Annotated in this window: 29 protein-coding genes; 7 read left to right on the forward strand and 22 right to left on the reverse strand. The window is 71.0% G+C overall.

Going from position 1 to position 26,978, the window contains the following annotated elements; translation table 11 throughout:
* Window positions 1–46: 46 nt before the first annotated feature.
* Complete coding sequence (gene eccCa, locus ACH01S_RS31535; RefSeq protein WP_067900025.1) at window positions 47–4,000, forward strand: type VII secretion protein EccCa; 3,954 nt, start codon at window positions 47–49, stop codon at window positions 3,998–4,000.
* 12 nt (window positions 4,001–4,012) lie between these two features.
* The gene (locus tag ACH01S_RS31540) at window positions 4,013–4,492 is read left to right on the forward strand and encodes a YbaB/EbfC family nucleoid-associated protein (RefSeq protein ID WP_067900028.1); all 480 of its coding nucleotides are present in this window, start codon (window positions 4,013–4,015) and stop codon (window positions 4,490–4,492) included.
* 81 nt (window positions 4,493–4,573) lie between these two features.
* On the opposite strand, the gene ACH01S_RS31545 is transcribed toward ACH01S_RS31540, so the two are convergent.
* The 8 genes from ACH01S_RS31545 to ACH01S_RS31580 all read right to left on the reverse strand — a co-directional run bounded on the left by ACH01S_RS31545 (window position 4,574) and on the right by ACH01S_RS31580 (window position 11,501).
* On the reverse strand, window positions 4,574–5,023 hold the full coding sequence (locus tag ACH01S_RS31545) for a hypothetical protein (protein ID WP_148344780.1): 450 nt from the start codon (window positions 5,021–5,023) through the stop codon (window positions 4,574–4,576).
* Window positions 5,024–5,188: 165 nt separating this feature from the next.
* Window positions 5,189–6,307, reverse strand: a complete 1,119-nt coding sequence (locus tag ACH01S_RS31550; RefSeq protein ID WP_148344779.1) for a hypothetical protein — start codon at window positions 6,305–6,307, stop codon at window positions 5,189–5,191.
* A gap of 180 nt (window positions 6,308–6,487) precedes the next feature.
* Entirely contained in the window at window positions 6,488–6,790 is a 303-nt protein-coding gene (locus ACH01S_RS31555) for a hypothetical protein (protein ID WP_067900038.1), read from the reverse strand.
* 333 nt (window positions 6,791–7,123) lie between these two features.
* Window positions 7,124–8,002, reverse strand: a complete 879-nt coding sequence (locus tag ACH01S_RS31560; protein ID WP_067900041.1) for a hypothetical protein — start codon at window positions 8,000–8,002, stop codon at window positions 7,124–7,126.
* Window positions 7,999–9,408, reverse strand: coding sequence for a WXG100 family type VII secretion target (locus tag ACH01S_RS46575; protein WP_067900046.1), 1,410 nt, complete (start codon window positions 9,406–9,408; stop codon window positions 7,999–8,001). The genes ACH01S_RS31560 and ACH01S_RS46575 overlap by 4 nt, the downstream gene beginning before the upstream one ends.
* A 49-nt stretch (window positions 9,409–9,457) precedes the next feature.
* Entirely contained in the window at window positions 9,458–9,760 is a 303-nt protein-coding gene (locus tag ACH01S_RS31570) for a hypothetical protein (RefSeq protein WP_067900048.1), read from the reverse strand.
* 104 nt (window positions 9,761–9,864) lie between these two features.
* Window positions 9,865–11,136 carry a hypothetical protein gene (locus ACH01S_RS31575; protein ID WP_067900052.1) on the reverse strand — a complete coding sequence of 424 codons (1,272 nt, stop codon included), beginning with the start codon at window positions 11,134–11,136 and terminating at the stop codon, window positions 9,865–9,867.
* Window positions 11,137–11,153: 17 nt separating this feature from the next.
* Window positions 11,154–11,501: a hypothetical protein gene (locus ACH01S_RS31580; RefSeq protein ID WP_246237199.1), complete on the reverse strand. Its 348-nt coding sequence runs from the start codon at window positions 11,499–11,501 to the stop codon at window positions 11,154–11,156.
* Window positions 11,502–11,772: 271 nt separating this feature from the next.
* On the opposite strand from ACH01S_RS31580, the gene ACH01S_RS31585 reads away from it, so the two are divergent.
* The 4 genes from ACH01S_RS31585 to ACH01S_RS43960 all read left to right on the forward strand — a co-directional run bounded on the left by ACH01S_RS31585 (window position 11,773) and on the right by ACH01S_RS43960 (window position 15,035).
* Window positions 11,773–13,074, forward strand: coding sequence for a S8 family serine peptidase (locus tag ACH01S_RS31585; protein WP_083981363.1), 1,302 nt, complete (start codon window positions 11,773–11,775; stop codon window positions 13,072–13,074).
* A 79-nt stretch (window positions 13,075–13,153) separates the two neighbouring features.
* Window positions 13,154–13,858, forward strand: a complete 705-nt coding sequence (locus ACH01S_RS43950; protein WP_067900054.1) for a hypothetical protein — start codon at window positions 13,154–13,156, stop codon at window positions 13,856–13,858.
* Window positions 13,855–14,457: a hypothetical protein gene (locus ACH01S_RS43955; RefSeq protein ID WP_148344777.1), complete on the forward strand. Its 603-nt coding sequence runs from the start codon at window positions 13,855–13,857 to the stop codon at window positions 14,455–14,457. The genes ACH01S_RS43950 and ACH01S_RS43955 overlap by 4 nt, the downstream gene beginning before the upstream one ends.
* Window positions 14,454–15,035 (forward strand): hypothetical protein, encoded by a 582-nt coding sequence (locus ACH01S_RS43960; RefSeq protein WP_148344776.1) that lies wholly within the window; start codon window positions 14,454–14,456, stop codon window positions 15,033–15,035. Before ACH01S_RS43955 ends, ACH01S_RS43960 begins: the two co-directional genes overlap by 4 nt.
* On the opposite strand, the gene ACH01S_RS31600 is transcribed toward ACH01S_RS43960, so the two are convergent.
* From ACH01S_RS31600 to ACH01S_RS31640, 10 genes are all read right to left on the reverse strand, one after another.
* Window positions 14,923–16,224 (reverse strand): hypothetical protein, encoded by a 1,302-nt coding sequence (locus ACH01S_RS31600; protein WP_067900062.1) that lies wholly within the window; start codon window positions 16,222–16,224, stop codon window positions 14,923–14,925. The two genes, ACH01S_RS43960 and ACH01S_RS31600, sit on opposite strands and share 113 nt — an antisense overlap.
* A 117-nt stretch (window positions 16,225–16,341) precedes the next feature.
* The gene (locus ACH01S_RS31605) at window positions 16,342–16,653 is read right to left on the reverse strand and encodes a DUF1416 domain-containing protein (protein WP_067900064.1); all 312 of its coding nucleotides are present in this window, start codon (window positions 16,651–16,653) and stop codon (window positions 16,342–16,344) included.
* A gap of 46 nt (window positions 16,654–16,699) precedes the next feature.
* Window positions 16,700–17,539, reverse strand: a complete 840-nt coding sequence (locus ACH01S_RS31610; RefSeq protein WP_067900068.1) for a sulfurtransferase — start codon at window positions 17,537–17,539, stop codon at window positions 16,700–16,702.
* Window positions 17,536–17,976 carry a DUF4395 domain-containing protein gene (locus tag ACH01S_RS31615; RefSeq protein ID WP_067900070.1) on the reverse strand — a complete coding sequence of 147 codons (441 nt, stop codon included), beginning with the start codon at window positions 17,974–17,976 and terminating at the stop codon, window positions 17,536–17,538. Before ACH01S_RS31615 ends, ACH01S_RS31610 begins: the two co-directional genes overlap by 4 nt.
* Window positions 17,977–18,054: 78 nt before the next feature.
* Window positions 18,055–18,120 carry a putative leader peptide gene (locus ACH01S_RS46865; protein WP_353819285.1) on the reverse strand — a complete coding sequence of 22 codons (66 nt, stop codon included), beginning with the start codon at window positions 18,118–18,120 and terminating at the stop codon, window positions 18,055–18,057.
* A 153-nt stretch (window positions 18,121–18,273) separates the two neighbouring features.
* Window positions 18,274–18,618: a TlpA family protein disulfide reductase gene (locus tag ACH01S_RS31620; protein ID WP_370671592.1), complete on the reverse strand. Its 345-nt coding sequence runs from the start codon at window positions 18,616–18,618 to the stop codon at window positions 18,274–18,276.
* Window positions 18,619–18,758: 140 nt separating this feature from the next.
* A complete protein-coding gene (locus tag ACH01S_RS31625) occupies window positions 18,759–19,463 on the reverse strand; it encodes an anti-sigma factor family protein (protein ID WP_067900072.1) in 705 nt (234 codons plus the stop codon).
* The gene (locus ACH01S_RS31630; RefSeq protein WP_067900077.1) at window positions 19,460–19,975 is read right to left on the reverse strand and encodes a sigma-70 family RNA polymerase sigma factor; all 516 of its coding nucleotides are present in this window, start codon (window positions 19,973–19,975) and stop codon (window positions 19,460–19,462) included. The genes ACH01S_RS31625 and ACH01S_RS31630 overlap by 4 nt, the downstream gene beginning before the upstream one ends.
* A 61-nt stretch (window positions 19,976–20,036) precedes the next feature.
* Window positions 20,037–20,744 (reverse strand): LmeA family phospholipid-binding protein, encoded by a 708-nt coding sequence (locus ACH01S_RS31635; RefSeq protein WP_067900080.1) that lies wholly within the window; start codon window positions 20,742–20,744, stop codon window positions 20,037–20,039.
* Between the two features lie 126 nt (window positions 20,745–20,870).
* On the reverse strand, window positions 20,871–21,137 hold the full coding sequence (locus tag ACH01S_RS31640; protein WP_067900083.1) for a MoaD/ThiS family protein: 267 nt from the start codon (window positions 21,135–21,137) through the stop codon (window positions 20,871–20,873).
* A 240-nt stretch (window positions 21,138–21,377) separates the two neighbouring features.
* Between ACH01S_RS31640 and ACH01S_RS31645 the strand changes: the two genes are divergently transcribed.
* On the forward strand, window positions 21,378–22,091 hold the full coding sequence (locus tag ACH01S_RS31645) for a winged helix-turn-helix transcriptional regulator (protein WP_067900085.1): 714 nt from the start codon (window positions 21,378–21,380) through the stop codon (window positions 22,089–22,091).
* A gap of 3 nt (window positions 22,092–22,094) precedes the next feature.
* On the opposite strand, the gene ACH01S_RS31650 is transcribed toward ACH01S_RS31645, so the two are convergent.
* The 4 genes from ACH01S_RS31650 to pstB all read right to left on the reverse strand — a co-directional run bounded on the left by ACH01S_RS31650 (window position 22,095) and on the right by pstB (window position 26,960).
* Window positions 22,095–23,702: a phospholipase C gene (locus ACH01S_RS31650; protein ID WP_067900089.1), complete on the reverse strand. Its 1,608-nt coding sequence runs from the start codon at window positions 23,700–23,702 to the stop codon at window positions 22,095–22,097.
* 25 nt (window positions 23,703–23,727) lie between these two features.
* Window positions 23,728–24,921, reverse strand: a complete 1,194-nt coding sequence (locus ACH01S_RS31655) for a Dyp-type peroxidase (RefSeq protein ID WP_067900090.1) — start codon at window positions 24,919–24,921, stop codon at window positions 23,728–23,730.
* Window positions 24,918–26,063, reverse strand: a complete 1,146-nt coding sequence (locus tag ACH01S_RS31660; protein ID WP_083981365.1) for an EfeM/EfeO family lipoprotein — start codon at window positions 26,061–26,063, stop codon at window positions 24,918–24,920. Before ACH01S_RS31660 ends, ACH01S_RS31655 begins: the two co-directional genes overlap by 4 nt.
* 120 nt (window positions 26,064–26,183) lie before the next feature.
* On the reverse strand, window positions 26,184–26,960 hold the full coding sequence (pstB, locus tag ACH01S_RS31665; RefSeq protein ID WP_067900093.1) for a phosphate ABC transporter ATP-binding protein PstB: 777 nt from the start codon (window positions 26,958–26,960) through the stop codon (window positions 26,184–26,186).
* Window positions 26,961–26,978: the final 18 nt, after the last annotated feature.

Here is a 26,978-nt window from a genome sequence, read left to right on the forward strand (position 1 = left end):
TGGACCCCCCGCTGCGACGCAGGGGTGCGACGGAAGGACGGCTAGCGTGAGCACGGACATCGTCCGGCGCAGGGAGAGACGTGACCCCCCGCCCATGCCGCGTGGGGAGATCCTGCTCGAATCGCCGCCCGAGCTGCCCGAGCTGATCCCGCAGGGCATGCAGGCGGTGCTGACCTACCTGCCGATGCTCGCGGGGTCCGGCGCCATGGTCTTCATGATGGCGGGACGCGGCGGCGGCACGCTCCAGTACGTGGCGGGCGGCATGTTCGCCGTCTCCATGTTCGGCATGATGCTCGGCCAGGTCGGCCGCGGCAGCGGCGAGCGCAAGGTCAAGCTGAACAACGAGCGCCGCGACTACCTGCGCTACCTCGGGCAGGTGCGCAAGAAGGTCCGCCGGGCGGCCAAGCAGCAGCGCGAGGCGCTGGAGTGGGCGAGCCCCGACCCGGCGTCGCTGTGGTCGCTGGTGATGAGCGCCCGGCTGTGGGAGCGGCGGCCGTCCGACGACGACTTCATCCAGGTGCGGCTGGCGAGCGGCGCGCAGAAGCTCGCCGTGCAGCTCATCGCGCCGGAGACCAAGCCGATCGAGGACCTGGAGCCGATGACGGCGGGCGCGCTGCGCCGGTTCATGCGGACGCACGCGAACGTCCCGGGCCTGCCGATCTCGCTGTCGCTGCGGTCGTTCTCGCGGATCGTCCCGTCCGGCGAGCCGGAGGCCGTGTACGGGATGGTCCGGGCGCTGATCGCGCAGATCGCCACGTTCCACTCCCCCGACGACGTGCGCGTCACGGTGTGCGCGTCGCGGGAGCGGATGCCGTGGTGGCAGTGGATCAAGTGGCTGCCGCACAACCTGCACCCGAGCGAGCACGACGCGGCGGGCGCGGTGCGGCTGATGGCCGAGAGCATGACGACGCTGGAGGCGATGTTCGGCCAGGAGGTGAAGGACCGCCCGCGCTTCCAGCCCGGCCTGTCCCAGGACGACCTGCCCTACCACATCGTGATCATGGACGGCGGCCAGGCGTCCTATGACTCCCAGCTCGCCGCCGACGGCGTCGAGGGCGTGTGCGTCATCGACCTGACCGGGTCCGTCGCGCCGACGCCGGAGCCGACGATGCTGCGGCTGCGGGTCACCAAGGAGCAGGTCGCGCGTCTTACCAAGGACCGCACCGGCAAGGACGTCGCGACCCGCATCGGCAAGCCCGACTCGATCACGCTTCAGCAGGCCGAGGCGCTGGCCCGGCAGCTCGCCCCGCTGCGCGCGAGCGCCGCGTCCGGCCCGATGGAGGATGCCCTGTCCGGCGCCACCACGGTGACGTCGCTGCTCGGCATCGAGAACCCGTTCAGCGTCGACCCGAACGAGACGTGGCGGCCGCGGGCGCCGCGCAACCGGCTGCGCGTCCCGATCGGCGTGGACACCGAGGGGCGTCCCGTCCACCTCGACATCAAGGAGTCGGCGCAGGGCGGCATGGGTCCGCACGGCCTGTGCATCGGCGCGACCGGGTCCGGCAAGTCGGAGGCGCTGCGCACGCTGGTGCTCGGGCTGGCGCTGACGCATTCGTCGGAGGTGCTGAACTTCGTCCTGGTCGACTTCAAGGGCGGCGCGACGTTCCTCGGGATGGAGAACCTGAGGCACGTCTCCGCCATCATCACGAACCTTGAGGACGAGCTCCCCCTCGTCGACCGCATGTACGACGCGCTGCACGGCGAGATGGTCCGCCGCCAGGAGTACCTCCGCGCGCAGGGGAACTACGCGTCGCTCCGCGACTACGAGAAGGCGCGCGAGCAGGGCGCCGACCTGAAGCCGATGCCGACGCTGTTCCTGGTGCTGGACGAGTTCTCCGAGCTGCTGTCCGCCAAGCCCGAGTTCGCCGACCTGTTCGTCATGATCGGACGCCTCGGCCGCTCGCTCGGCGTCCACATCCTGCTGGCGTCGCAGCGCCTGGAGGAGGGCAAGCTCCGCGGCCTCGACACGCACCTCTCCTACCGGATCGGCCTGCGGACGTTCTCCGCGCAGGAGTCGCGCGTCGTGCTCGGCGTCCCGGACGCCTACGAGCTGCCGTCCGCGCCGGGCCACGGCTACATGAAGTTCGGCACCGAGTCGATGACGCGGTTCCGCGCCGCGTACGTGTCCGGCCCGGCCACCGAGGACCTCCAGCCCAAGGAGAAGGCGGGGCCGCAGGTGGTGCGGCAGATCGTCCCCTACATCCCGGACTACATCCGCCCGCACGTCATCGAGAACGGGCAGGAGCAGCAGCAGGGCGCGGAGGAGGAGTCGCAGGCGTCGCTGTTCGACGTGGTCGTCAAGCAGCTGGAGAACCACGGACCGCCCGCGCACCAGATCTGGCTCCCGCCGCTCGACGCCCCGCCCACGCTGGACGAGCTGCTCCCGACGCTCGCCGTCGTCCCCGGGCTCGGCCTGACGACCCAGCACGAGGGCTGGCGGAACCGGCTGCACGCCATCGTCGGCATCGCGGACAAGCCGTTCGACCAGCGCCGCGACCCGATGTACGTCGACCTGTCCGGCGCGGCGGGCAACGCGGGCATCGCCGGGTCGCCGCAGACCGGCAAGTCCACGATGCTGCGGACGCTGATGGCGTCCCTCGCGATGACGCACTCGCCGCAGCAGGTCCAGTTCTACTGCCTCGACTTCGGCGGCGGCACCCTCGCCGGGCTCGCCGACCTCCCGCACGTCGGCGGCGTCGCCAACCGGTTGGACGGCGACCGCGTCCGCCGGACGGTCGCCGAGGTCACCGCCCTGCTGGAGCAGCGCGAGCGCGAGTTCGCCGAGCGCGGCATCGACTCGATGCCGACCTACCGGCGGATGCGCGCGTCCGGCGAGATCACCGGCGACGGCTACGGCGACGTGTTCCTCGTCGTGGACGGCTGGATGACCCTCCGGCAGGACTTCGAGAACCTCGAACCCGTCATCACCGACCTCGTCGCCCGCGGCCTCGGCTACGGCATCCACGTCATCGCGACGGTGAACAAGTGGTCGGAGTTCCGGATGAACGTCCGCGACCTGTTCGGGACGAAGCTGGAGCTGAAGCTCGGCGACCCGTACGAGTCGGAGATCGACCGGAAGCTCGCCGACAACGTCCCGGAGGGCAAGCCGGGACGCGGCCTGACCCGCGACGGGCACCACTGCCTCACCGCGCTCCCCCGGCTGGACGGCGACCCGGACGACTCGACGCTCGCGGAGGGCGTCCGCAAGCTGGTCGCCGCCGTCGCCCAGAACTGGGACGGCCCCGGCGCGCCGAAGGTGCGGATGCTGCCGTCCGTCCTGCCGGTGTCGTCGCTGCCCGCGGCGGCGGAGAGCGGCTCGCGGATCCCGATCGGCATCGACGAGGAGAGCCTGTCGCCGGTCTTCCTGGACTTCGCGTCCGAGTCCCACTTCCTCGTGATCGGCGACACCGAGTGCGGCAAGTCGAACCTGCTGCGCATGATCACCAGCGGGCTGATCGAGCGGTACACCCCCGCGCAGGCGCGGATGATCTTCATCGACTATCGCCGGTCGCTGCTGGACGCCGCCGAGACCGAGCACCGGATCGGGTACGCCGCGTCCTCGGCCGCCGCGCAGGGCCTGGTCAAGGACATCGTGGGCGCCCTCCAGCAGCGGCTCCCGCCCGCCGACCTCACCCCGGAGCAGCTCCGCGACCGGTCCTGGTGGAGCGGCGCCGACCTGTACCTCATCATCGACGACTACGACCTCGTCGCGACGTCCAGCAACCCGGTCGTCCAGCTGGCGGAACTGCTCCCACAGGCGCGCGACATCGGCCTGCACGTCATCGTGTCCCGCGCGTTCGGCGGCGCGGGCCGCGCCATGTACGACCCGGTCCTCCAGCGCATCAAGGAGATGGGCTCGCCCGGCCTGCTCATGTCCGGGAACAAGGACGAGGGCGTCGTGCTCGGCAACGTCAAGGGACACTCGCTGCCGCCCGGCCGCGGCTACTTCATCAACCGCAGGAACGGCACCCGCCTCATCCAGACCGCACACCAGGAATAGGAGCACCCCCTTATGGCCGAGTTCAGCCTCGGGCCGGACTTCGAGCGCTACCAGCGCGACATGCAGCAGCAGATGGGCGACCTGACGAAGATGCAGGAGTCCATCAAGGCCGCCGTCGGCCGGGGCGAGGCGGCCGACGGCCGGATCGTGGCCGAGTACAGGTCAGAGGGCGGCCTGACCAAACTGGACCTCGACCCCCGAGCCCTGCGGCTCCCCGCCGTCGAACTCAGCGACGCGATCCGCACCGCGGTGAACGCCGCCGCGCAGGACTTCCAGACGAAGGTCCGCGAGGCCAGCTCCTCGATGTTCAACCTCCCGGACGACCCGCAGAAGGCCGTGGACCCCGCCAAGGCCCTCGCCTCCCTGGACAAGATCGCCAACGGCTTCGCGGGCCAACTCCGCGACCTGGCCCGCGAACTGGGCGTCCAACAACAACGCGCCCAACAAGCAATGGAAAACTACAAGGGCCCCGGCTCCCCCGGCCCCCGCTAACCCCCACCCACGGCCCCGGAACGCCACAACCGCTCCGGGGCCACCAAACCCCCACATCAGCGGGCCTAGAGCGGGGTCTCGTCAGGCGCCGTCGAGGAGGTCGAAAGCGATGGGCGAGGCGACGACGAGCAACTGGAGCGGGTCCGGTAGTGGGAACTCCACGTGCAGCCATCTACCGTTGAAGTGAGCGATGCGCATACCGGCCGAGTCGGCATAGTCGACCTTCTTGCTGTCCGATGGCGCCTTGAACAGTCCCCGGTAGACCCGCTGCTCCGCGTTGCAATGAATGGCTCCATCCGCATCACGCAGTCGCCACCTGTCCTGCATGATCCGCCACCGGTCCATTCCTCGACCGTCGAGCAGCGGATCGCTGTCAATTCGACCGATGCGTCTCCCGTCCGCGGCGTACAGGATCGGCGCTACCGATCCCTCTGCCGAACTGTCCGGACGCTCGATGATGAAGACCGGCTCGCCTTCCGGCGAAACCGCCTGAAGCACGGTACGGGAGTAGTCACGCTCGACGGCGAACATGCGCCCCAACTTCCCGCGCGGACGCCCACCTTCCAGTTGCCTCACGGAGGCGACGAGCCCGGAGTCGGCGTCGAAGTACTCGTACTGACGACGCCCCAGCATATGGACGCGCAATCGCGGCGGACCAAGACGACTATCCATCCGAGGTCCTGATGACCACCGTAGCTATTTCCATGGTGGGTCGAAGTTCTTCTCCTGACTTCCCCAAGGTGTCACGGAGGTCATCTTGTTCTCGCCCTTCCCGTCGACCCCGGCCGTGCCCTCGTAGTCGACTTTGGCGCCCGCATCCGGTTGTTCAGCACCGACGCCATAGGTGGTCTTCGCGTTCCCCTGGGCGTCCCACTCCTTCTTGATGCCACCGGTGAGGTCGACTCCAGGCCCGGACTCTTTTCCTTTGAGTTCGAAGTCGCTTCCCGCATATCCTCCAGGTCCGTGCTGCCGGTGGCCTGACACTTCGAGTTCGGGGCCGTTTTTTCCCGGAACCTGGACTTTGGCCCCTCCTCCCACGTTCCATGTAGTGTCGTATTTCCGGTCGGCATCGAGATCTATTTCTTGGAGCGGAAAACCCTTCGTGCCCGAGAACTCGTTACGGCGGCCCGGGATCGGGCTCCGCTCGCCGTTCGAGCGGTTCATGTAGGCGAGGCCGGTGTTGGCGGCGCTCTGCAGGAGGTTCGCGGCGGCTCCGGCCGAGCCGGTTACCGCGGCCTTCTTGAGGGCGGCCCAGGCTTCGGTGTTGCCGTGGTCCGACTGGTACTTCGCGGTCACCGCTGTACCGCCGGCGAGGACGGCCGCGCAGGCGTGACCGGCCATTCCGAGCGCCCCCGTGACGACGTACGTCACGTTGAGTGCCGTCTGCGCCAGCGAGACGCACGCTCCGTACATGGCGCCGAGGCTGGCACCGGCCGCGGCGACCAGGGCCGCGAGGAAGCCCGCGATGGCGATGGCGAACATGGCATAGGCGAAGAGCGCCCAGGCCAATGAGATGAGCGCATAGTGGACGGCCATGCAGTAGTTGTGCAGGTAATCCAACTGGAGGCGGTACTCCTCCACCCTTTCCTCATACTTTTCACGGTCGTCCATGTTCCAGGCGGGTCGGGGAATGCCCTCGACCAGGGACTTCAGTTCCCGCGAAGCTCGCTCCAGGTCGTTCGCGGCGCTCTCCCAGAACCCCGCCGCCTTCTCAAGGTTCTGCGGCTTGCCGGTGGCCAGCTTGAACTGGAAGGCGATCAGGAGCGCGGGTGGCAGGACGCCCGCCGACGCCGCCATCGTGACCGCCGCGCCCATCAGGGACTCCGCGGCCCCCGTCACGGAGTTTCCCGGGATGAACGAGCCCGCGACCGCCGCCGCGCCCGCGCCGCCCGCCGCGGCGCCGCCACCGGCGAGAGCCCTGCCTCTCGGCGCTCCGCGCGTACCGCCAGGAGGGGTCATGTCCGAATATCCTCCGTTCCACTTGCCGAACTGCGGTCAGCGCTCGATGTTGCTTTGCCGGTCTGCTCGCGCGTAGTTCTGTGCCGTCTTCGCCAGCCGCTCGGCGTAAGTCTCGGCGACCTTTTTCTGCGCTTTGAGGTCCTCGAAGGCGAACTGGACGGCGACAGGGTAGGCCGCGGACGCCGTGAAGCAGACGATGCTGAAGTCTCCGCCTTCGAGGTTGTAGGCACCGTCTTGGGAGAGCGTCTGACCGGCTCGGTCCACCAACGGGACGACGATCTCTTGGAGATCCTGTCCGTGCTTGTCGATCCGCACCGGATCGGCGTCCTTCTGCCCCATGCACATCCTCTGTCAGGGCGGCCGAAACTCGCCTGAGGTCAATCGGACATGCATGTTAGAGCACACAGTAACGAGGGATCTACCGATAGCGACGACGACGAATCGCTTTGCCCCTTACGGCCAAACGGGGCAATTCGCCGGTCGGTCGCACCCGCCCGCATGGATGCGCTGCTAATCGTGGCGGTCACATGCCCGAGGAGGGCCCGGGTAGGTCACGTAGCACGTTTGGGTCCCAGGATCGACCATAGTCGCCTGTCCGAATTTAAGGGCGCATCGAGCCGGGCATACGCAACCAAAGACGGCCGCCATCCGTAAATGCGTAAGAAGCGGGCGTCAGGTGAGGAAGCGGATTACTAGGACTATTGCCGCTATGGCTACTGCTATTGGGAATACTAGTTTGTAGAGGTGTTCTAGGTGGGCTCTTTGGACGCCTGGGCGGAATACGGCTGAGGAGGCTCGGGTGCGGGTTGGGGTGCTGTATTCCGCTACGAACCTGTGTTGGAAATCGTCGTAGGCGGTGTGGACGTTTGTGAAGCCCGGGTAGATTTCCGGGGGTGTTTCGGTGGGGTCGCCGTTGGCTATGGGGAGGTGGAATTCGAACGCGGTTGCCAGGTAGGAGCCTATTAGCAGGGCGCGCCAGGCTCCCGTTACGCGGTTGTCGATGTGGAGGTCGCCGTTGCGGCGTTCGGCCAGGTGGGCGCCGTTGGGGGCGGTCCAGCGGACGGTGCGGGCGTCGCGGCCGTCGGGCAGGGTCGGACGGTCCAGGTTCGGCGGCTGCTCGAACACCAGGTCGGCGAAAGGTCGCCCGTTCGCGTCCAGCAGGCGGGCGGCGGGGGTCAGGTTCAGGCCCTGGTCGGTCGTGCCCAGGACGCGGCCGCCGCCATGGAACGTGGAATGGCTGTCGTATTCCAGCCTGCCGAGAATCGTGCCGTCGGGTCCGATGAACGCCATTTGCGGGGCGATGGGGTTGAGCTTCAGGTGCTCGGCCCGGTCGGCGTACATCAGCGTCGAGCCGTCGGGGGCTCGGACGGCGAAGGTGAGGCGGGGCGTCTGCACCTGGTCGGGGGTGAGGAAACTGCCGCGTGGGGAGCGGACGCGCGCCATTTCGATGAGCCGGGCTTGTGTCGCGCCTGTTTCGGCGTCCTGGAATTCGTAGAGGTCGGCGGGGTTCAGGCGGAGGGCGGTGGCGGTGAAAAGGGCGGCGGTCATCATTTGTCCCAGGGCGGCGTCTCGTCCTTCGGTTGGTCGAAGGAGCCCTCGCGGTTGAAGACCGGGCTGTTCACGTTGTACTTGTCCGTGTAGTCGCCCTTGCCGTCCCAGCCGCCCTCGTATTCGGCCTTACTGCCGCTCTTGTTGTCGCCGACGCCGCCTTTGAAGCCGCCGCCGACGTTCTCGTTCTCGTCCCAGGTGACCTTGCCGCCGACGGTGCCGTTGTAAGTGCCGGTGGGGTCGTTCACCTTCTGGTTGACGCCGACCTCGCCGCCCGCCCAGCCCTGCTCGTTCTTCTTGATGTTCCCGGCGATCTCGGTCTCGCCCGCGGGGGTGTTGACCTTGACCCCGCCGCCGTAGGTCCACGTCTCGTTGATGTTGCGGTCGGCGTCGAGGTCGATCTCGCTGATCGGGAAGCCCTTGCCGCCCGCGGACTTGCCGCCGGGAAGGCCGCCGTTGATCGTGGTCCCGTCCGACCGGTTGACCCACGACAGCCCGGCGTTCGCGGCGTTCTGCAGCAGGTTCGCGGCGGCGCCCGCGGAGCCGTTGACCATCGCCTCCTTGAACGCGGCGCCCGCGCCGTCGTTGCCGTGCCCGGCCTGGTAGGCGGCGGTGAGCCCGGCGCCGCCGCCCATCACGGCGCCCGCCATCGTCCCGGCGGCGGCGAGGATCGCGGTCGCGACGTGGGTGACGGTCAGGCCGGTCGCGGCGGCCGACAGGATCGCGCCGTAGGAGGGGGCGCCGACGATGCTCGCCAGCGCGGCCACCGCCAGCGCGAGGAGGACGTCGATGTACACCGCCATGCCCATGGCGAAGATCGCGTAGGCGAGCAGCGCGTAGGCGAGGACGGTCAGCGCGATCGACACCGCCTGGAGGTAGGTGCTCAGCGCGTCGACCTGGGCCCGGAACTCCTCGACCTTGCCCTCGTAGCCCTGGCGGTCGTCCATGTTCCAGGCCTGCTCGGGGACGCCCTTGGCGAGGCTCTGCAGGTCGTTCGCCGCCTGCTGGATCTCCTCCGCCGCCTTGCTCCACTGCGCCGCCGCCTTCTCCAGGCTCTGCGGCTTGCCCTTCGCCAGCCGGAACTCGAACGAGATCATGAGCGCCGGGGGCAGCAGGACGGCGGCGCTGACCATGGCGATCGCCGCGTCCATCAGGGGTTCGGCGACGGCGGTCGCGGAGCCGCCGGTCGCGGCCGCGATCAGCGCGCCGCCGGCCGCGGCGCCGCCCGCGCCCATGCCCTTCCCGCGCGCCTGGCTCCCGGGGGTGGACGGGGCCGTCCGCCCGCCGCCGGACCCGGTGCTCCCGCCGCCCGTGCCGCCGCCTCCGCCGCCCGTGCTGCCGCCGCCTCCGGTGCTCCCGCCGCCGCCACCGGTGCCGCCGGTGCCGCCGGGGCCTCCGTGCTGGGTCATGTCCGCCCGCTCCTCGTCGCGTCGCTCTCGTCGGGGATCTCGGAAAGGCTCAGACCAGCGTGCTGGACTGCTCCGCCTTGGCGTAGTTCTCCGCCGCCGCGCCGATCTTCTTCGCGAAGTCCTGGGCGGTGTCGATCAGGAGCTTGGTGTCCTCGAAGGCGAACTGGATCGCGATCGGGTAGGCGGTGGAGGCGCCGGTGCAGGCGATGCTGAAGTCGCCGCCCTCCAGGTTGTACGTGCCGTCGCTGTTGAGGGCGTTTCCGGCGTTGGTGAGGCGGGGGACGACGACGTCGGTGATGTCCTTGCCGTGCAGGGCGATCCGCTGCGGGTCGGCCGACTTGGTGGGAGCCACGGGTGCCTCTCGTATCGGGGGGCTCTCGCTGGTCCGGGACATACTAGGGCACGGACGATCTTCCGGAGTCGTCCTCCGAAGGAGAGAGGCCCCTCAGGAGAGGGTCATTTGTCCCACGGCGGGGTCTCGTCGCCGTACTTCTTCGTCCCGCCGGGGGTGTCGACCGAGCCGGACGTGGACGTGTGCCCCTTGCCGTCGTAGTTGATGCCCGAGGTGCCCTTCACGACGTCGCCGCCGTTGACCGTGGCGCTGCCGGAACTCGACACCTTGCCCTGGCCCGTCTCGAAGTTGTGCTCGCCCTCGATGCCGACCTTGCCCCCGGCGGTGGGGATCGGCACCTCCTGGTTGCCCGACTTCACCGACCCCGGCGTCGAGTACTCGGCCCCGGCGCCGTACTTGACGCTGCCGTGGTCGCCCCGGCCGATGCCGTCCTCGTCGGTGTACTCGACGTTGCCGTTGACGCCGAGCCCCACCGGCGTCTTGACGCCGCCGGACACGTCGCCGCCCGCGAACCCGTGGTCGCCGTACTTGACGTGGCCGCCGCCGGTGACCTCGTAGCCGCCGGGCGTCTTCGCTGTCACGCCGCCGCCGACGTTCCACGTGTGGTTGGCGTTGCGGTCGGCGTCGAGGTCGACGTTGGAGATCGGCGAGCCCTTGCCTGGGCCGCGCGTCCCGGCGAAGGCGAGACCGGCGTTGACGGCGTTCTGGCCGAGGTTCGCGAGGGCGGCGGCCGAGCCGGTGGCCTGCGCCGTCATGAAGTCCGACAGCGCCTTGTCGTTGCCCTTGAACGCCTCGGCGGCCGCCGCGATCATGGACCCGCCCTGGAACACCATGGCCGCCATCTGCGCCGCCGCGGCGAGCACGCCGGTCGCGACGATCGTGATGGTCAGGCAGGTCGCGGCGATCGCCTCGCAGGTCGCGGTGATTTCCGCGGTGATGATCCCGGCGAGCGCGGCGGCGGCGACGGCGGCGAGCGCGGCGAGGAACGTGCCCATCCCGATCGCGAAGATCGCGTAGACCATCAGGACCCACGCGAACGCGATCAGCGCGATGCTGACGGCCTGGCAGTAGATCTGCAGGACGTCGAGCTGCGAGATGAACTCCTGGACCTTCTTCTCGTAGGCCGGGCGGTCGTCGGCCGTCCAGTCCTCCGCGGAGATGGCGGACAGGCGCTGCTGCATGAGCGTCTTCGTCTGCTCGATGGCCTTGGCGGCCTCGTCCCACGACTGGCTGGCCTTCTCCAGGTTCGTCGGGTTGCCCTTCGCCAGCTTGAACTGGAACCCGATCATCACGGCCGGAGGCAGGATGAACTGCGCGACGCCGACCTCCATGTCGGCGGTGCCCATGAGTGTGTCGTAGGAATTGAAGGCGCCCATCGCCGCGTCCCCCTCGCTCAGACGTACTTGATCGTGCTGGACGTTTCCGCGCCGCCGTAGTTCTTCGCGGCGGTGGCCAGGTTCTTGGAGAATCCGTCGAGCATCTCCAGATGGGTGTTCAGGTCCTCGTAGACGAACTGGAGACCCATCGGATAGGCCATGGACGCCATCGTGCCGGTGATGCTGAAGTCGCCGCCCTCGATCGTCCCGTTGTCGTTGAGGGTCTTGCGCGCCTTCTCCAGTGCCGGGCGGATCTCGCTCGTGATCTCCTTGCCGTGCTGGTCGATCCGCGCTGGGTTGACCTTGAGTTCGCCGCCCACACCGCCGCCCTTCGCCTCGTCGCGCCCGCCGGCGCCCTCCGGCAAAGGCGCCCCTTGGACGTGTTGGATGTCGTCCGACACACGGATTGTTCGCGATCGGTTCGTCCGCCGGTGGAATTCCGCCGGCGGGACGTCCCGGAATAGCAGACCGTATCCCCGTCGGTACCGAAGGATAGGTCATCATGGTCATCTGTCCACGTCCATCGGACGAAGTCACCATGGCGCCTCAGCTTTGTGCCGGGCGGCGTCGGCCTCGCCGGGCGGCGTTCCGTCCGGGACGTCCTCTAAAGTCATGTCCGGCGAAAGGAGCTCCCCCATGCGATGGACCGCCGTCGCCGTCCTGGCCGGATGCCTCGCGCCCACGGCGGCCTTCTTCACGGCGCCCGCCGCCGAGGCGGCGCCCGCCGCACGGACGGCGCCGGTCGCGCCGACGACACCGGCCACCCGCACGAAGCCGCCGACCCGCACGACACCGCCCGCGCGCACGACACCGGCCACGCGGACCGCGCCGCGGGCGCCGCAGGGGTGCGAGGCGCCCCGGGGGGTCATGACCGCGCAGCAGATCAACGAGAACGGGCCGCCCTGGGCGCAGCAGATCCTCAACTTCGGCGCCGCGCACGAGCACGCCACCGGGCGCGGCGTGAAGGTCGCGGTCGTCGACAGCGGCGTCTCCGCGGCCAACCCGCAGCTCGCCGGGCAGGTGCTGAAGGGCGCCGACGTCTCCGGGACGGGCCCGGACGACTGCATCGGCCACGGCACCTGGGTCGCCGGGATCATCGCCGCGAAGCAGGGCGTCACCCCGTTCTACGGCGTCGCGCCGGACGCGAAGATCATCCCGATCAAGTTCGCGGGCAAGTCGAGCGGCGTCGACAGCGGGCTCGCCGCGAAGGGCATCGACGCGGCGGTGCGGCTCGGCGCGGACGTCATCAACGTCTCGACCCAGTCGCTCGGCGACGACCCGCGGCTGCGCGCGTCCGTCGAGAACGCGATCGCGAAGGGCGTCGTCGTGGTGGCGGCGGCGGGCAACATCGACCCGAAGAAGGGCACCGTGCCGGGCCTCATGTACCCGGGCGCGTACCGGGGCGTGATCTCGGTGGGCGCCGTGGGGCACGACGGCCAGGTCACGACGTTCTCCAACCCGGCCACCCCGGTCTCGGTCATCGCGCCAGGCAAGGACATCGTCACCACGGCCCCGGACGGCACCTACGCGGTCGCCGAGCAGGGCACGAGCTTCGCCACCCCGTTCGTCGCCGGGCTCGCCGCGCTGATCAAGCAGGTGTATCCGAACATCACGCCCGCGCAGGTCAAGCAGCGGATCGAGGGCACGGCCGACGGCAGCAAGGGCGCGGGCAGCGGACACGGCATGATCAACCCGTTCGAGGCGCTGACCGCGGTGAACGTCGGCGCCGCCGGACGGCCGGGCGCCGCGCAGCCGGTGCGGATCGCGATGGCCGACCGGACCGACCCGACGACGCGCAACGTGGCGCTCGGCATCACCGGCGGCGCCCTCGGCGCGGCGGCGCTGGTGGTGGCGGCCGGGATGCTGATCCCGCTCGGCAGGCGGCGCGGGTGGCGGCCCGGCTACGTCCGCGTCTCCGCCGACCGCCCGCAGGACTAGGACGGGCGCCGCGCTCCCGCCCCTTCGACGCCGGGGACGTTTCCGGCAAGGCGGGAACGCGGCCATTACCATCGGGCGGGTGCAGTCGTACGGAGCCGTCCCCCCGCCGTCCCCGGCGCCGCCCGCCGGACGGCGGACGCGCCGCTGGGCGGTGCCGCTTTCCGTGGGGTGCGCGGCGGCGGTCCTCGTGCCGGTGCTGTGGGTGACGGGCGGTTTCAAGGAGACGCCGAAGGAGCCGGTGAAACGGCCGGGGCGTCCGCTCGACCTCGGGTTGTTCGACGTCACGGTCCGCGACGCGCGGATCGGGCTCGCGACCGCCAATTTCGGGAGCGCCAGGGAGCGCTTCCTCATCGTCCGGATGAGGGTCGTCAACAAGGGCAAGGAGACCGAGTCGCTCGGCCAGGGCGGGCTGTCGGACGGGGTGTCCGCGCTGACCAGGGCCGGGAAATGGGTGCGGCCCGAGCGGATCGAGGGCGTGGCGGCCGGGGCGAAGACCGACGTCGTCCAGCCGGGGCTGCCGGTCGAGGCGTCGGCGATGTGGAAGATGGGCCCGGCGGACGCGCCCCGCAAGCTGACCGTCGGCTTGCGCGAATGGAAGTACGACCACGGGTTCACCGACAGCACCTTCAACTGGACGGTCGACCGCGAGGACGACACCCTCGCCGGCCGCCTCACCCTCGACGTCGCCGCACTCCCCGTCCAGCCGCAGCCGCCCGCCGTCCGCACGCCCGCCGGGCGGACGCCCGCCGTCCCGGCGCCGCGGCCCACCGGGAGTCGCCGGTGAACGCGCGCAGAGTGCTGCTGAACTGCGGCGCCGGAATCGGCGGGACGGCCCTGCTCGCCGCCGCGATGTGGCTGCATTCCATCCGCCCGGAGGTCAAGGCGGCGGCGCTGGAGCCGATCCGGAACGGCGGCCGGATCGGCGCGGACGTGACCAACCGCGATTTCACCGTCCGTGTCGAGAAAGTGGACGCCGCGAAATCGCTCGCGCCCGGATTGAGCCTCGGCGATCCGCCCCCGATCGGGACGGACGGCGTCTACCTCATCGTCCGGGCGAAGGCGACGAGCGAACGCGAGCCCCTCGAACTGCGGACGGCGGAACTGGAGACCCGGGGCGGATACACGTACCGGCAGGACCCGCGCACCGGCTCCGTATCCGGTTCGCAGCCGACCTTCCAGCCGATGATCTGGACGGCCGCGGCATTCGTGTTCGAGCTTCCGAAGGACCGCCTCGAAGGCGCGCACCTGGTCGTCGGGACGGGCGGCCTCCTGCCGCAACTGTCCGCCGCCGCCGACATCGACCTCGGCATCACCGCGGGCCGCGCGGCCGAACTGCTCCGCGCGGCGGCCGACCGGTACGACGTCGAGAAGGGCGCGCCATGACGGCGGCGGAGACCCGGCCCCAGCCGATCATCCGGCCGGATTCGGAGGAGGAGACCGGACGGCTACGCCCGCTCGACCGCCGGATTCTCCAGGCGATCGCGCTCGTCTGCGCCGTTTCCGCCATTCTCGTCATCCAGTGGAAGGACGAGAGGAACAACGTCCAGAAGAACCTCAAGCCGCCGGAGAAGGTGACGAGCGTCCGGGAAGGGCAGATCGGCGAACTCGTCGGCGCGCAATGGAAAGTGATGGGACGGCAGACGGCCCGCCCCCTCACCGGCGGCGACGGCAACGACGTGGTCGAGTTGCGAATGACCGTCGCCGTCCGTCCGGGGGACGCGGCCAGCGCGAAATCGGTCGACTCCTACGGCCTCACCTACCGGTTCCTGGACGATGAGGGCCGCGAATGGTCGGCCCTCGGCATCAAGGACGGCGCCCCGCGCCCGGGCGTCCCGATGCGCGTGACGGTCAGGGGGACGGTGCCCCGGACCAAGGCTGATTCGCTGGACCTGCAGGTCCGACCGCCGAAACTGGAGCGGAAGCAGGGGGAACCACTGGTTTCGCTGCGGTTCGAGCACTGACCCGCGCCATCACCAGGTTGAACGCGGCGGCGAGCAGGCAGATCCGCAGGATCTCGAAGACGAGCTCCGTCCCGTATCCGACGAACGGCAGCGCCTGGATCCACCAGGTCACCTCGTGCGGGCCGATCAGCTCGTAGACGACGCGGCGGGACGCGTCCTCCGCGACGTCCAGCCCGGCGAACAGGGCGCAGAACGTAGCGAACGGCATCATCCCGGACCGGCGGACGAGCCTCAGCCCGTACCAGGCGGGCAGCCACATCTCGCGGAAGCCGCGGGTGAGCAGCTCGCGGACGCTGCCCGTCCGGCCGACGCCGCCCGCGCGGGCGAGCCGCCGCGCCGCCCGGCCGCGGCCGAGCACGACCTGCTCGTCGCCCGCGTCCAGGCCGAGGATCACCCCGGCGATCACCAGCCAGATCAGCGCGCCGAGCACCGCGTCCTTGAACGGCGGCCACAGGTCGAGGACGGGCCCGGCGGTGTCGGTCACCCACGTCCACGCCTGCCGGGCGGTCAGCCAGTCGACGCCCTCGCCGCGCAGGTGGTCGATGGTGAAGATGCCGAACAGCGCGAAGTTGACCTCGAAGAAGGCGACGAGGGCGCCGATCGCGCGGGGCAGCCGCTCCTCCAGCCGCCATTCCGCGGCGACCTTCACGACGAACAGCCCGGCGGTGAGGCCGATCGCGAGGCCGACGTGCTTCTCCAGCGACAGCAGCATCCCGAGGCCCTCGATCTGCCCCTGGACGCCGTTCTCGGCGAAGCCGCGGCTCGTCGCCATGTTCGCGAACTCGCGGGCGTCCTCCGCCTGGAGGCCCCAGGCCAGGTAGAAGATGACGAACGGGAGGGCGGCGCGGCCGGTCGCGCCGATCACCGACTCCTCGTTGCCGACCGCCCAGGGCGTCAGGTCGCCGTCCGCCTCCCGGGCGTGGACGACGTCGAGGCCCTCGCGGACGCTGTGCACCATCAGCACGGCGACGGTCAGCGTGATGACGACCAGCAGCCCGATCGTCGTGATGGGCGCGACCGTCCCGATCGCGCCCTTCTTCGTGCCGAGCTCGTAGCCCGCGTACATCGCGCCGTAGCGGAGCAGCTCGCCGACCGTGAACCAGAGGGCGAGCGGCAGGGCGAACCGTCCCGCGAGCTTCAGCGTCGCCCACGGAAGGATCAGCGGCGACCGCGCGGACATTCCGAACATCGCGCCCGATCGTATCGGGGCGGGCCGCCGATCCGAGCGTGCCGGCTTGTACCGGCAAAGAGCGGACCCCGCCGCCCGCGGAGCGGGCGACGGGGTCCGGCTAGACGTCTCGGCGCGTCAGATCGCGACCTGCAGCCCGGCGACCTCGCCGGTCTTGGCCGTGACGGCGTTGTCGACGCTGACGCCGCCCGCCGCGAGGACGCGGACCGTCCAGTCGCCGTCGGCGGCGAAGAACCGGAACACGCCCTCCTCGCCGGTGACGACCTCGGCGGTGAACTCGCCCGTCGAGTCGAGCAGGCGGGCGTAGGCGCTCGACACGGGGGCGCCGTCACGGGTGACGGTGCCCTGGATCACGGCCTCGTTGGTGAGGTCGACGGTCGCCGGCAGGTGCGCCGTCTGTTCGGGCGCTGCGCATCCCTGCGTGGTCATTTCTCCTCCATCTCGGAGCACTTCGTGGCGTGGCCGGTGAGTCGGTCTACTTGGGGGCGCCCAGCTCGATCGGGACGCCGACGAGCGAGCCGTACTCGGTCCAGGAGCCGTCGTAGTTCTTGACGTCCTGGAGGCCGAGCAGCTCGCGGAGCGCGAACCAGGTGTGCGAGGAGCGCTCACCGATCCGGCAGTAGGCGATGGTGGGCTTGTTCAGGTCGACGCCCGCCTCGCTGTACAGCTCGCGGAGCTCGTCGTCGGAGCGGAACGTGCCGTCGTCGTTGGCCGCCTTCGACCACGGGATGCTGCGCGCGGTCGGGACGTGCCCGGCCCGCTGCGACTGCTCCTGCGGCAGGTGCGCCGGGGCGAGCAGCTTGCCGCTGAACTCGTCCGGCGAGCGGACGTCGATCAGGTTCTTCGTGCCGATCGCGTCGACGACCTCGTCGCGGAACGCGCGGATCGAGAGGTCCTGGTCCTTGGCCGTGTACTCGGTCTTCGGCCGCGACGGGACGTCGGTGACGAGCTCGCGCGAGTCGAGCTCCCACTTCTTGCGGCCGCCGTCGAGCAGCTTCACCTTGTCGTGCCCGTACAGCTTGAAGTACCAGTACGCGTACGCGGCGAACCAGTTGTTGTTGCCGCCGTAGAGGATCACCAGGTCGTCGTTGGCGATGCCCTTGGCGGACAGCAGCTGCTCGAAGCCGGTCTTGTCGACGAAGTCGCGGCGGACCGGGTCCTGCAGCTCGGTCTTCCAGTCGATCTTCACGGCGCCACGGATGTGGCCCTTGTCGTAGGCGGAGACGTCCTCGTCGACCTCGACGAGAACCAGACCGGGGTCGTCCAGGTGGGACTCCACCCAGTCGGTGTCCACCAGGACGTCGGAGCGGCTCATGCGGGAACCTTCCTCTCGGAGCGAACTTTCTTCGCAGTGAAACGACGGATGAGCAGATACATCTCGCACCCGAGGCAGAACCCGAACACCGCGTTCAGGAACGCCGCCGCCAGGGCGAGGGCGGTGGCACCGATGCCGAGCCAGGTGGTCCCCGTCGCGTAACCGGCCGTCCCGACCAGGGCGAACACGAGGCCGACGCCCTGCGCGAAGCGGGGCGGGGCCGCGTCCTCCAGTTCGCCCGGCGGCGCGAGCCGGGGTCGGACCAGCACCTTGAACACCAGACCGTACGGGGCGTACCGGAGGCCGAGGAAGGTCGCGATGGCGAACACGACGGCCTGAGCGGCGAGCAGTGCCCAGCTTCCGGTCACCAGGACCGCGATGAGGACGACCGTGGTGACGAGTGCCGCGAAGCGCGGCCCACGTGGGTCAACCTGCATCGGGGTGCTCCATGGCGGAGAAAGCGTGCGTACGAGCGGCGAGATCGGTAGTGCTCGGGGGCGGTAGGGCTCGATGCCTCAGGCCATGCGACAGAGCGAGGCGGCCACGCGGCAGAAGTCCACCGCGCGACGCTTCGTGAGCATCTGCTCTGTCCAGTAACGCACGACCACGATGTTAAGCCGACAATCCACAAGCTGTCACATCCGTCTCGCCTTGCGAGACAGTTACAGTGGCCTTAACCCAGGTCAACGAAGTGTGGCTTCCGGGATGGGTCACTGCTTGGGGCACGGGATCGCTCACGGGATCGCCTCGCCCAGGGCGGCGATCACCTCGGGCTTGCGCGGCGCCCCGGCGGCGCGGCGGACGACCCGTCCGGCGCCGTCCAGGACGAGCACCGTCGGCGTCCGGATCACGTTCAGCCTGCGTACGAGGTCGAGGTGGGACTCGGCGTCCAGCTCGACGTGGGCGACGCCGTCCACCATCTCGGCGACCTCGCCGAGGACGCGGCGGGTCGCCCGGCACGGCGCGCAGAACGCGCTGGAGAACTGGAGCAGGGTCGCCTTCTCGCCGAGTTCGGCGCCGAGCTCGTCCGGCCCGAGGGTGTCGGCCACCGCGTCCCCGCTCCCCCGCTGGGCGCGCAGGACGCCGTCACGGCGCCGCCGCAGCAGCCCGAACACCGTGGCGGCGGCGAGCACGGCCACCGCGATCCATAGACCTGTCATCGCCATCGACAACCGTCGCGGGGCGCCGCTTCTTCCGCGTCCGCTTCCGTTTCTTTCCTTCAGGCGGGGATGGAGAGCAGGGGCCGGCCGTCCAGGCCGACGATCTCGAAGGAGTAGAGCTGCCCGCGCGGGAACATCGTGGAGCCGCGGTACTCGCCGTAGCCCTCGTCGTAGGGGACGTACCAGCTCCCGAGGGCGTCCCGGCGGCCGTCCCGCGCGATCACGAGCAGCTTGCAGTGCGACCCCTTCGGGACGCCCGCGAGGTGCAGCTCGACCTCCGTCCCCCACTGCCGCTTCTTGAGCAGGACGTAGCCCTTGACGTTGCTCGCGGGGTTCTCGGCGGTGATCCGCTCGGCGCTCCCCGCGGACGCGGACGGCGGCCGCTCGGGCGGCTCCGCCGTGTCCTGCGATCCGGACGGGCGGACGAACCCGCCGAACAGGGCCCCGACGACCAGCAGCAGGCACGCCGCGACGGCGAGCGGGGCCCACCCGGCGCCGGGCCGCCGCCCGAGCCGTCCCCTCCTCCGGTCGGCCGCGCGGGCGAGCAGGCCGTCCAGCAGCTCGGGCGGCGGTCCGGCGAGCTCGGCGAGCTGGGCCTCGTCGACCCGGCCGAGCATGGCGGGCAGGCCCGCGAGGCCGGCGAGCTCGTCCCGGCAGGCCGGGCAGTCCGCCAGGTGGGCCTCCAGCCCGGCCCGCTCGGCGGGGTCGAGCGCGCCGAGCACGTAGCTTCCGAGGGAGGTGCGCACGTCCGCGCAGCCGTTCATGGCGCCAACCCCCGCTCCTCCAATGCGAGTTTGAGCGCCCGCAGCGCGTAGTAGGTGCGGGACTTCACCGTGCCGGGCGGGACGCCCAGCGTCTTCGCCGCCTCCGCGACCGACCGGCCCTTGTAGAAGGTCTCCACGAGGACCGCGCGGTGCGGCGGGCTGAGCCCGGCGAGCGCCTCGGCGACCGTCCAGGACTCCAGGGCGCGGTCGATGTCGTCCGAGCCCGTCGCCGTCATCATGACGTGCTCGTCGATGCCCGTCTCCGGGGGGCGTGCCCGTTTCGCCCGGTGCGCGTCCACGACCAGGTTGCGGGCGACCGTGAACAGCCACGGCCGGACGGGGCGTCCCGCCAGCGCCTCCGGGTGCTTCCAGGCGCGTACCAGCGTCTCTTGGACGACGTCCTCGGCCTGGGGGCGGTCCCCGCCGGTCAGCCGCAGGACGTAACCGAGGAGGGGACCGCCGTGCTCGCTGTACAGGGCGCGCAGCAAACCCTCATCCGCGGTGGGACCCACACCTAGGACACGTACGCCTTCCCGTGCCGGTTCACACCCGCCGGATCATTTCGGCGGCCGGTCACTTCGGCTGCTGGCGCAGATCGTTCAGGTGGACGTTCTCGGCGGTCGCGGCGACGCGCAGCCCGTCCGGGGTCGGCTGGATCTCGCTGATCCGCGACCCGAGCGGCAGGCTCGCGACCGGGACGATCCAGGTGAGCTGCTGCCTGACCAGCGCGAGCGGCACCTGCGGGCCGCCGTCCGAGCCCACCGACAGGGGCGACACGGCGATGCCGCGCGCGGTCGGCTTGACCTGGACGACCGCCGTGCCGTCGAACGGGCGGCCGAGGAAGACGGTCTGCAGGCCGACCTCCAGGTTGTCGCCCTTCGGCCCGATCCGCTTCACCCCGCGCGGCGCCTCCTTCTTGATCACGTCGTAGGGGACGACGGCGGACGCGGTCGCCGTCCTCGCCGTGACGTTCGCGGCGCCGCCCTTCGTGACCTCCGAGATGGGCGCGTCGACGCCGCGCATGTCGACCTTGACGCCGCTGACGGTGACGCCGCGCTCGGTCCAGTCGCCGATCTCGACCTCGATGTGGTCGTAGTCGCCGCCGATCGCCTGCGTCAGGAACGGGATGCCGTGGATGGTGACGTCCGGCCGCTGCCGCAGGTCGTACTGCGCGGCGACCTGCTCACCGATCTTGTCCTCCGCGATCCGGACGCCGAGCCGGTCGGCGACGACCAGACCCACGGCGACGAGGATCAGCAGGACGAGCAGTACTTTCCGCATCATTCTCCTTCGGCTCCGGCGTCCGCGTCGCCACACGATAGTGGGCGAACCACGGCGAACGAGTCAGACCGGAGAATGACCTCGCTACCAGGAAAATCACTCCGGGAACGCCGAACCTGAGGGCGATCAGCCGCCCGCGAAGGGCGGGAGCACCTCGACGACGCCGCCGTCCCGCAGGGCCACCGACGCGTGCGGACGGCTCCCGACCGGGTCGCCGTCCACGAGGAACGAGCTGCGCCGGACGACGCGCTCGAACTCGCCGCCGTCCCGTCCCGCCCTCGCGGCGAGCGCGGCGGCGACCGCGTCGGCCAGCGTGGCGGCGTCGTACGGCTCCTCGTGCGTGCCCGCCGCCGCCTTGGCCGCCGCCCAGTAGCGCATGGTTCCTCTGCCCATATCCCCAGTCTCCCTGCTCATTCAAGGGGAGGAACCCCCGGAACCCCGGTTACGCCGGTGGCCGCTTCGGTGCGCCGAGAGGCGGCTCGGTTATGCTCGGGGTGAGGGATCCGGGCGACGAGGCCATGGAGTTCATCCAACAGACCCTTCATGGTCACCTCGTCCTTGAGTCGCCGACCGTGATCGGGACTGGAGGGTGAGCCGCCTGGGTCCTACGTCTTTTTGGACGGGAGGCGGCATTTGAGCAGCTTGCTCCTGCTGACCAACGCGCTGGAGCCCTCCGACGAGGTCCTCCCCGCGCTGGGACTCCTGCTGCACTCGGTGCGCGTCGCGCCCGCGGAGGCGTCCGCGCTCATCGACACGCCGCCCGGCGAGGTCGTGCTGGTGGACGCCCGCCGCGACCTCGTCCAGGCCAAGAGCCTGTGCCGGCTGCTGCGCACCACCGGGCTCGACTGCCCGCTCCTCGCCATCGTGACCGAAGGCGGCCTCGCCGCGCTCAGCCCGGAATGGGGCCTGGACGACGTCCTGCTCCAGACGGCGGGCCCCGCCGAGGTCGAGGCGCGGCTGCGGCTCGCCGCCGGGCGCGCCGCCGCCGACGAGGACGACGACGCCCCCGGCGAGATCCGCAGCGGCGACCTCACGATCGACGAGGCGACCTACACGGCCCGGCTGCGCGGCCGCGTCCTCGACCTCACGTTCAAGGAGTTCGAGCTGCTGAAGTACCTCGCGCAGCATCCGGGGCGTGTCTTCACCCGCGCCCAGCTCCTCCAGGAGGTCTGGGGCTACGACTACTTCGGCGGCACCCGGACCGTGGACGTCCACGTGCGGCGGCTGCGCGCGAAGCTCGGCGCCGAGTACGAGTCGCTGATCGGCACGGTGCGGAACGTGGGGTACCGGTTCGTGCCCGACCACCGCCCCGGCGACGCCGAGGAGAAGGCCCCCGCGCGGACCTGACCGTCACCGCGCGACCCGCCCGGTCGCGGGGTCGAGGATCAGCCGCCCGGCGCGCGGGCGGCCGAAGTCGAACATGCCGGTCAGGGCGCCCGCGCGGGCGTCGAAGGAGCCGCCGCCGATCCGGCCGGTCGCCCAGTTGTCCTCGATGAACCGCAGCACGGACGCCTGTTCGAGCGGGCGGTGGTCGACATGCCCCGGCCGCGCGTACGGGGAGATCACGAGCATCGGGAGCCGCTGGCTCGGCCCGCACCGGTCGCGCTGCCCCGCGGCGGCGGGGACCTTCCGGCAGGCGGGCTGGTCCTGCGCGGGGTCGTCCGAGCCGTTCGTGACGCGCGGGGCGACGTGGTCGTACCAGCCGTCCGAGTCGTCGTAGGCGAGGACGATCGCGGTCGACGCCCATTCCGGCGACCGCTGGATCCTGTTGACGGTGGACGCGACGAACGCCTGCTCGTCCAGCGGGTCGGAATAGCCCGCGTGCCCGTCCTGGAATTGCGCGGCCTTGAGGAAGCTCACGGCGGGCAGGTTGTGCGCGGCGAGCGCGGCGTCGAAGTCGGCCAGGTCGTACTGGTGGTTGGCCTGGTCGGTATGGCCGATCGCGGCGGTCGAGGACGGCGGCAGGTGCCTCTCGTTCGCCGTCGACCTGTAGTACTGGAACGGCTCGTGATGCGGGCTGTAGTCGATGACGAGGTTCTTGCCGATATTGGCGTGGGACGACCCGCACACCTTGTAGCCGTTCTTCGTCCCGGTCGGGCGGAAACCGCCCTGGAACCAGCCCCACGTGACGTTCTTGGCGTTCAGGAGGTCGCCGATGTTGCGTCCGGTCATGACGGCGAGATTGTTGTCGGCCGTGTGGTCGCGGTTCGAGCAGTCGTCGAACGCCGGGTCGGGATCGGAGATGACCGTCCCGATCCCCTTCGCGTCCGCGGACGCCACCACCGAAGGGTCGTCGACCTTCCGGTGCGATTTCGGGTCGGCCGCGTAACCGCCGTGGGTCTGCCCCGAGACGAGGTTCAGGGCTCCGGGAGTGGACGGCCCGAACACCGAGTCCCAGGAGTTGTCGCTCATCGCGTAGTGCTGCGCGTAGTTCCACATGGCGGTGACGGTGTTGCCGTCGAAGTAGTCCATGACCAGGCCCGGTTCGCCGAAGAGGATCGGCTGCCCGGTGCATTTCCCGCGCTCGGTGAACTCGACGAACCTGTCCATGCGCCCGCCGTTCACGGCCTTCTGCTCGGCGGCGTAGCCGTGGTTCTGGTCGCAGGTCAGGGCCTGGGACCGGCGCAGCCGCTTCGGGTTGTAGCGGTTGGGGTTCTTGGTCAGGAGTTCCTTGGTGAGCCCATCGACCTTCGCGGTCTTCTTCGCGGCGTGGAAGGGGACGCCGTCGGTGTTCGCCGCCCGCGGATACGTCCCGAAGTAATGGTCGAACGAGACGTTCTCGCCGTAGATGACGACGACGTGCTTGATGGGCGTGCTCGTCGTCCCGGAACGGCCGCCGAGCGGCGGCGTGGCGCTCGCCTCGTTCCCGTCTCCGGCGGAGTCGCAGGCGGCGCCGAGGACGGCCACCATCCCGGCGGCCGCCGCGAACGCGGCCCATACCGTGGCCTTGCGGCGCATTTCCTCCTCCTTTTCCTCGGCGGGTTCAGGCCAGCAGCGCGCGGCCCAGATGGTCGGAGGCGTCCACGACACCCGGAAGGGCGAAGAAATAGCCGCCGCCGAACGGTGAGACGTAGTCGGTGAGCGGCTCGTCCCCGAGCCGTTCCTGGACGGCCTCGAACTGGCGCTTCGGGTCCTGCTGGAAACAGGTGAAGACGAGCCCCATGTCGAGGTTCCCGGCGCCGTCCGTGCCCCGGTCGTAGTTCCAGGCACGGCGCAGAATGCGGCTGTCCTCGGTCTCGGGGACGCGCGGATTGGCGAGCCGGATATGGCTCGTGAGCGGGATGACCTCGCCGACCGGATCGGCGGAATAGCGCGGGACGTCCCGCTCGTGCGTGCCGTCGAGCGGGGCGCCGGTGTCCCGGGCCCGGCCGAAGATCCGCTCCTGCTCGGACAGCGCGATCCGGTCCCAGAACTCGACGAGCATCCGGATCAGCCGGACGACCTGGTACGTGCCGCCCGCCGTCCAGCGGGGCTCGGAGCCGTCCCGGGCGGCCCAGACGAGCCGGTCCCGGACGGCGGCGCGGGTGACGTCGGGGTTCGCGACGCCGTCCTTGAAGCCCATCAGGTTCCGGGACGCGCCGGACGGCCGCGGCCTGCTCGTGAACCCGCCGATCCGCCACCTGACCTGCATCGCGCCGCGCGTGTGGCGGCAGACGTCGCGCAGCGCGTGCAGGACGGTGTCCTCGTCGGGCGCGGCGAACACGAGCATCAGGTCGCCGTGGCACCAGGCCGGGTCGAGGTCGTCGTTGGGGAACGTCCGCATCCGCGTCAGCCGGGCGGGACGCAGCGGCGCCAGCCCGAACCGGTCGTCGAACAGCGACGCGCCGACGGCGGCGGTGACGGTGAGGCCGCCCGCCGGGACGTCCGGGCCGAGGACGCCCGAGTCGGGCGGCGGGCCCGCGACCCCGACCTCGGGCGGCGCGCCGCCGCCGGTCAGCGCCCTGGCCCGGGCCGTCACGGCACGGAGCAGCTCGGCCAGTTCGGCCCGTGTCGCGGCGACCACGTCGAACGCGGCGAGCATGGCGCGGGGGCGCGGGGCGTCCAGGATCCCGGCCTGGTGGACGCCGTGGAACCGGGGCTCGGGCGCCGGAGCGGCGCGACCGGCCGCGCCCGCCACGCCCGCGGCTAGGGCGCCGCGCAGGAACGTCCGCCGTCCCGGCCCTTCGGCGGCGGTCACGGCGTCCTCCGCACGGCCGCCACGGTCGCGACCGAGGCCAGGCGTTCCGCGAGTTCCCCGATCGCGCCGTTGAGGCGTTCGCGCTCGACCGTGCCGAGCCGGTCGAGCGGCGTCCACCGCCCGTGCCGGTGCTGGGCCCGGACCAGCCGGGACGCGCGGTCGAGCCACGCGTCGACCTCCGGCAGCTCCGGCAGCCGGTCGGCCAGGAGCGGACGGAGCGCGGCGAGCACCGTCCGCGTCCCGTCGAGGTTCGCGGCGACCGTCGCGAGGGTCGTGCCGCTGCCCTGGTCGGTCGCGCCGGTCAGCTCGAAGCGGAGCGTGTCCTCAAGGATCTCGTGGGCGCGCAGGCCCAGGTCGCCGGGGTCGATCTCCGCGCGCGGGAAGCCGTCCCGCAGCGCCCGGACGTCGGCCGCCAGCCGGTCGGCGGGCCCGCGCAGCGACGCCGCGGACGCGCCGTGCCACAGCCCCCGCTCCACCCTGTGGAAACCTCGGAAACCCGGGTCGCGCACGCCCTCCGGGAGCCCCGCCGGGCGCCCGTCGATCGCGTCCGCGCGGTCGCCGAACGCGCCGTACGCCGCGCCGAGCCGCGCGTAGGCCAGATGGGCCGGGAGCCAGGCGGCGCGCGCCGCGTCGAGGTCACCGGAGCGGACGGCGTCCCGCAGCGCGTCCGTGCGCCGCGCCAGCGCGCCGAGCCCCGCGATGACCCCGGCCCGGTACGCGCGCACCGCCGGGTCCAGGTCGTTCCGCGTCAGCGGCCGGACGCCGCGCGCTCCCCCGCCCGGCCCGGTCACCCGGACGCGCGGCCCGGTGACGGCCGCGCCGTCCGCTGGACGGCACCCGATCGCGTAGGTCCCGGCGCCGAGGCCGACGCGCAGCGGCCGCGTCACCCCCGGCCCGACGCCCTCCAGCTCGGCGAAGACCGCCCCGCTCGTCGGGTCGACGACGGTGACGTCGACCGGGGCGGAGTCGCCGTTGTGGACGAGCAAGGTCCGCGTGCCCGCGCGCGCCGGAGGCCAGCCGTCGCCGCAGCGCGCCCGCCCGGCCTGGACGGCGCCCGCGCCGCCCGCGTCGCCCGAGCAGGCCGCGAGCACGCAGGCGGCCACTGCGATCGCGGGCGGGAGGACCCGGTGCACACGGCCCATACGACCGTGCTACCACGCCGCGTCCGGGAACGCGCGGAGGCGGCGCGGCGCGGCCGGATGAAGAGGTCCCCGGAGCCTTGGGGGGACGGGGGCTCCGGGGACCTCTTCGCTACCGGTGGCTCAGCCGAAGCGGCCGGTGATGTAGTCCTCGGTCGCCTTCTGCTCCGGGTTCGTGAAGATCTTGCTGGTGTCGTCGATCTCGATGAGCTTGCCCGGCTTGCCCGTCCCGGCGATGTTGAAGAACGCCGTGCGGTCGCTGACCCGGGCGGCCTGCTGCATGTTGTGGGTGACGATGACGATCGTGTACTGCGCCTTCAGCTTCTCGATCAGGTCCTCGATGGCGAGGGTGGAGATCGGGTCGAGGGCGGAGCACGGCTCGTCCATCAGCAGGACCTGCGGCTGGACGGCGATCGCGCGGGCGATGCAGAGCCGCTGCTGCTGCCCGCCGGACAGCCCCGCGCCCGGACGGCTCAGCCGGTCCTTGACCTCGTTCCAGAGGTTGGCGCCGCGCAGCGACTCCTCGACGATCTCGTCCAGCCGGGCCTTGCGGCGCACCCCGTTCAGCTTCAGCCCGGCCGCCACGTTGTCGTAGATCGACATGGTCGGGAACGGGTTCGGCCGCTGGAACACCATGCCGACGACGCGGCGCACCGCGACCGGGTCGACGGACGACTCGTACAGGTCCTCGTCGTCGAGCATGACCTTGCCCTGGACGCGGGCGCCCGGGATGACCTCGTGCATCCGGTTCAGCGTGCGCAGGAACGTGGACTTGCCGCAGCCCGACGGCCCGATGAAGGCCGTCACCGAGCGCGGCTCGACCGTCATCGAGATGTCCTCGATGGCGTGGACGGCACCGTAGTAGGCGTGCAGCCCGGACACTTCGATCCGCTTGGCCATGGGGTGGTTGCTCCTTTG

The sequence above is a fragment of the Actinomadura chibensis NBRC 106107 genome, from assembly GCF_001552135.1.
GTDB lineage: Bacteria > Actinomycetota > Actinomycetes > Streptosporangiales > Streptosporangiaceae > Spirillospora > Spirillospora chibensis.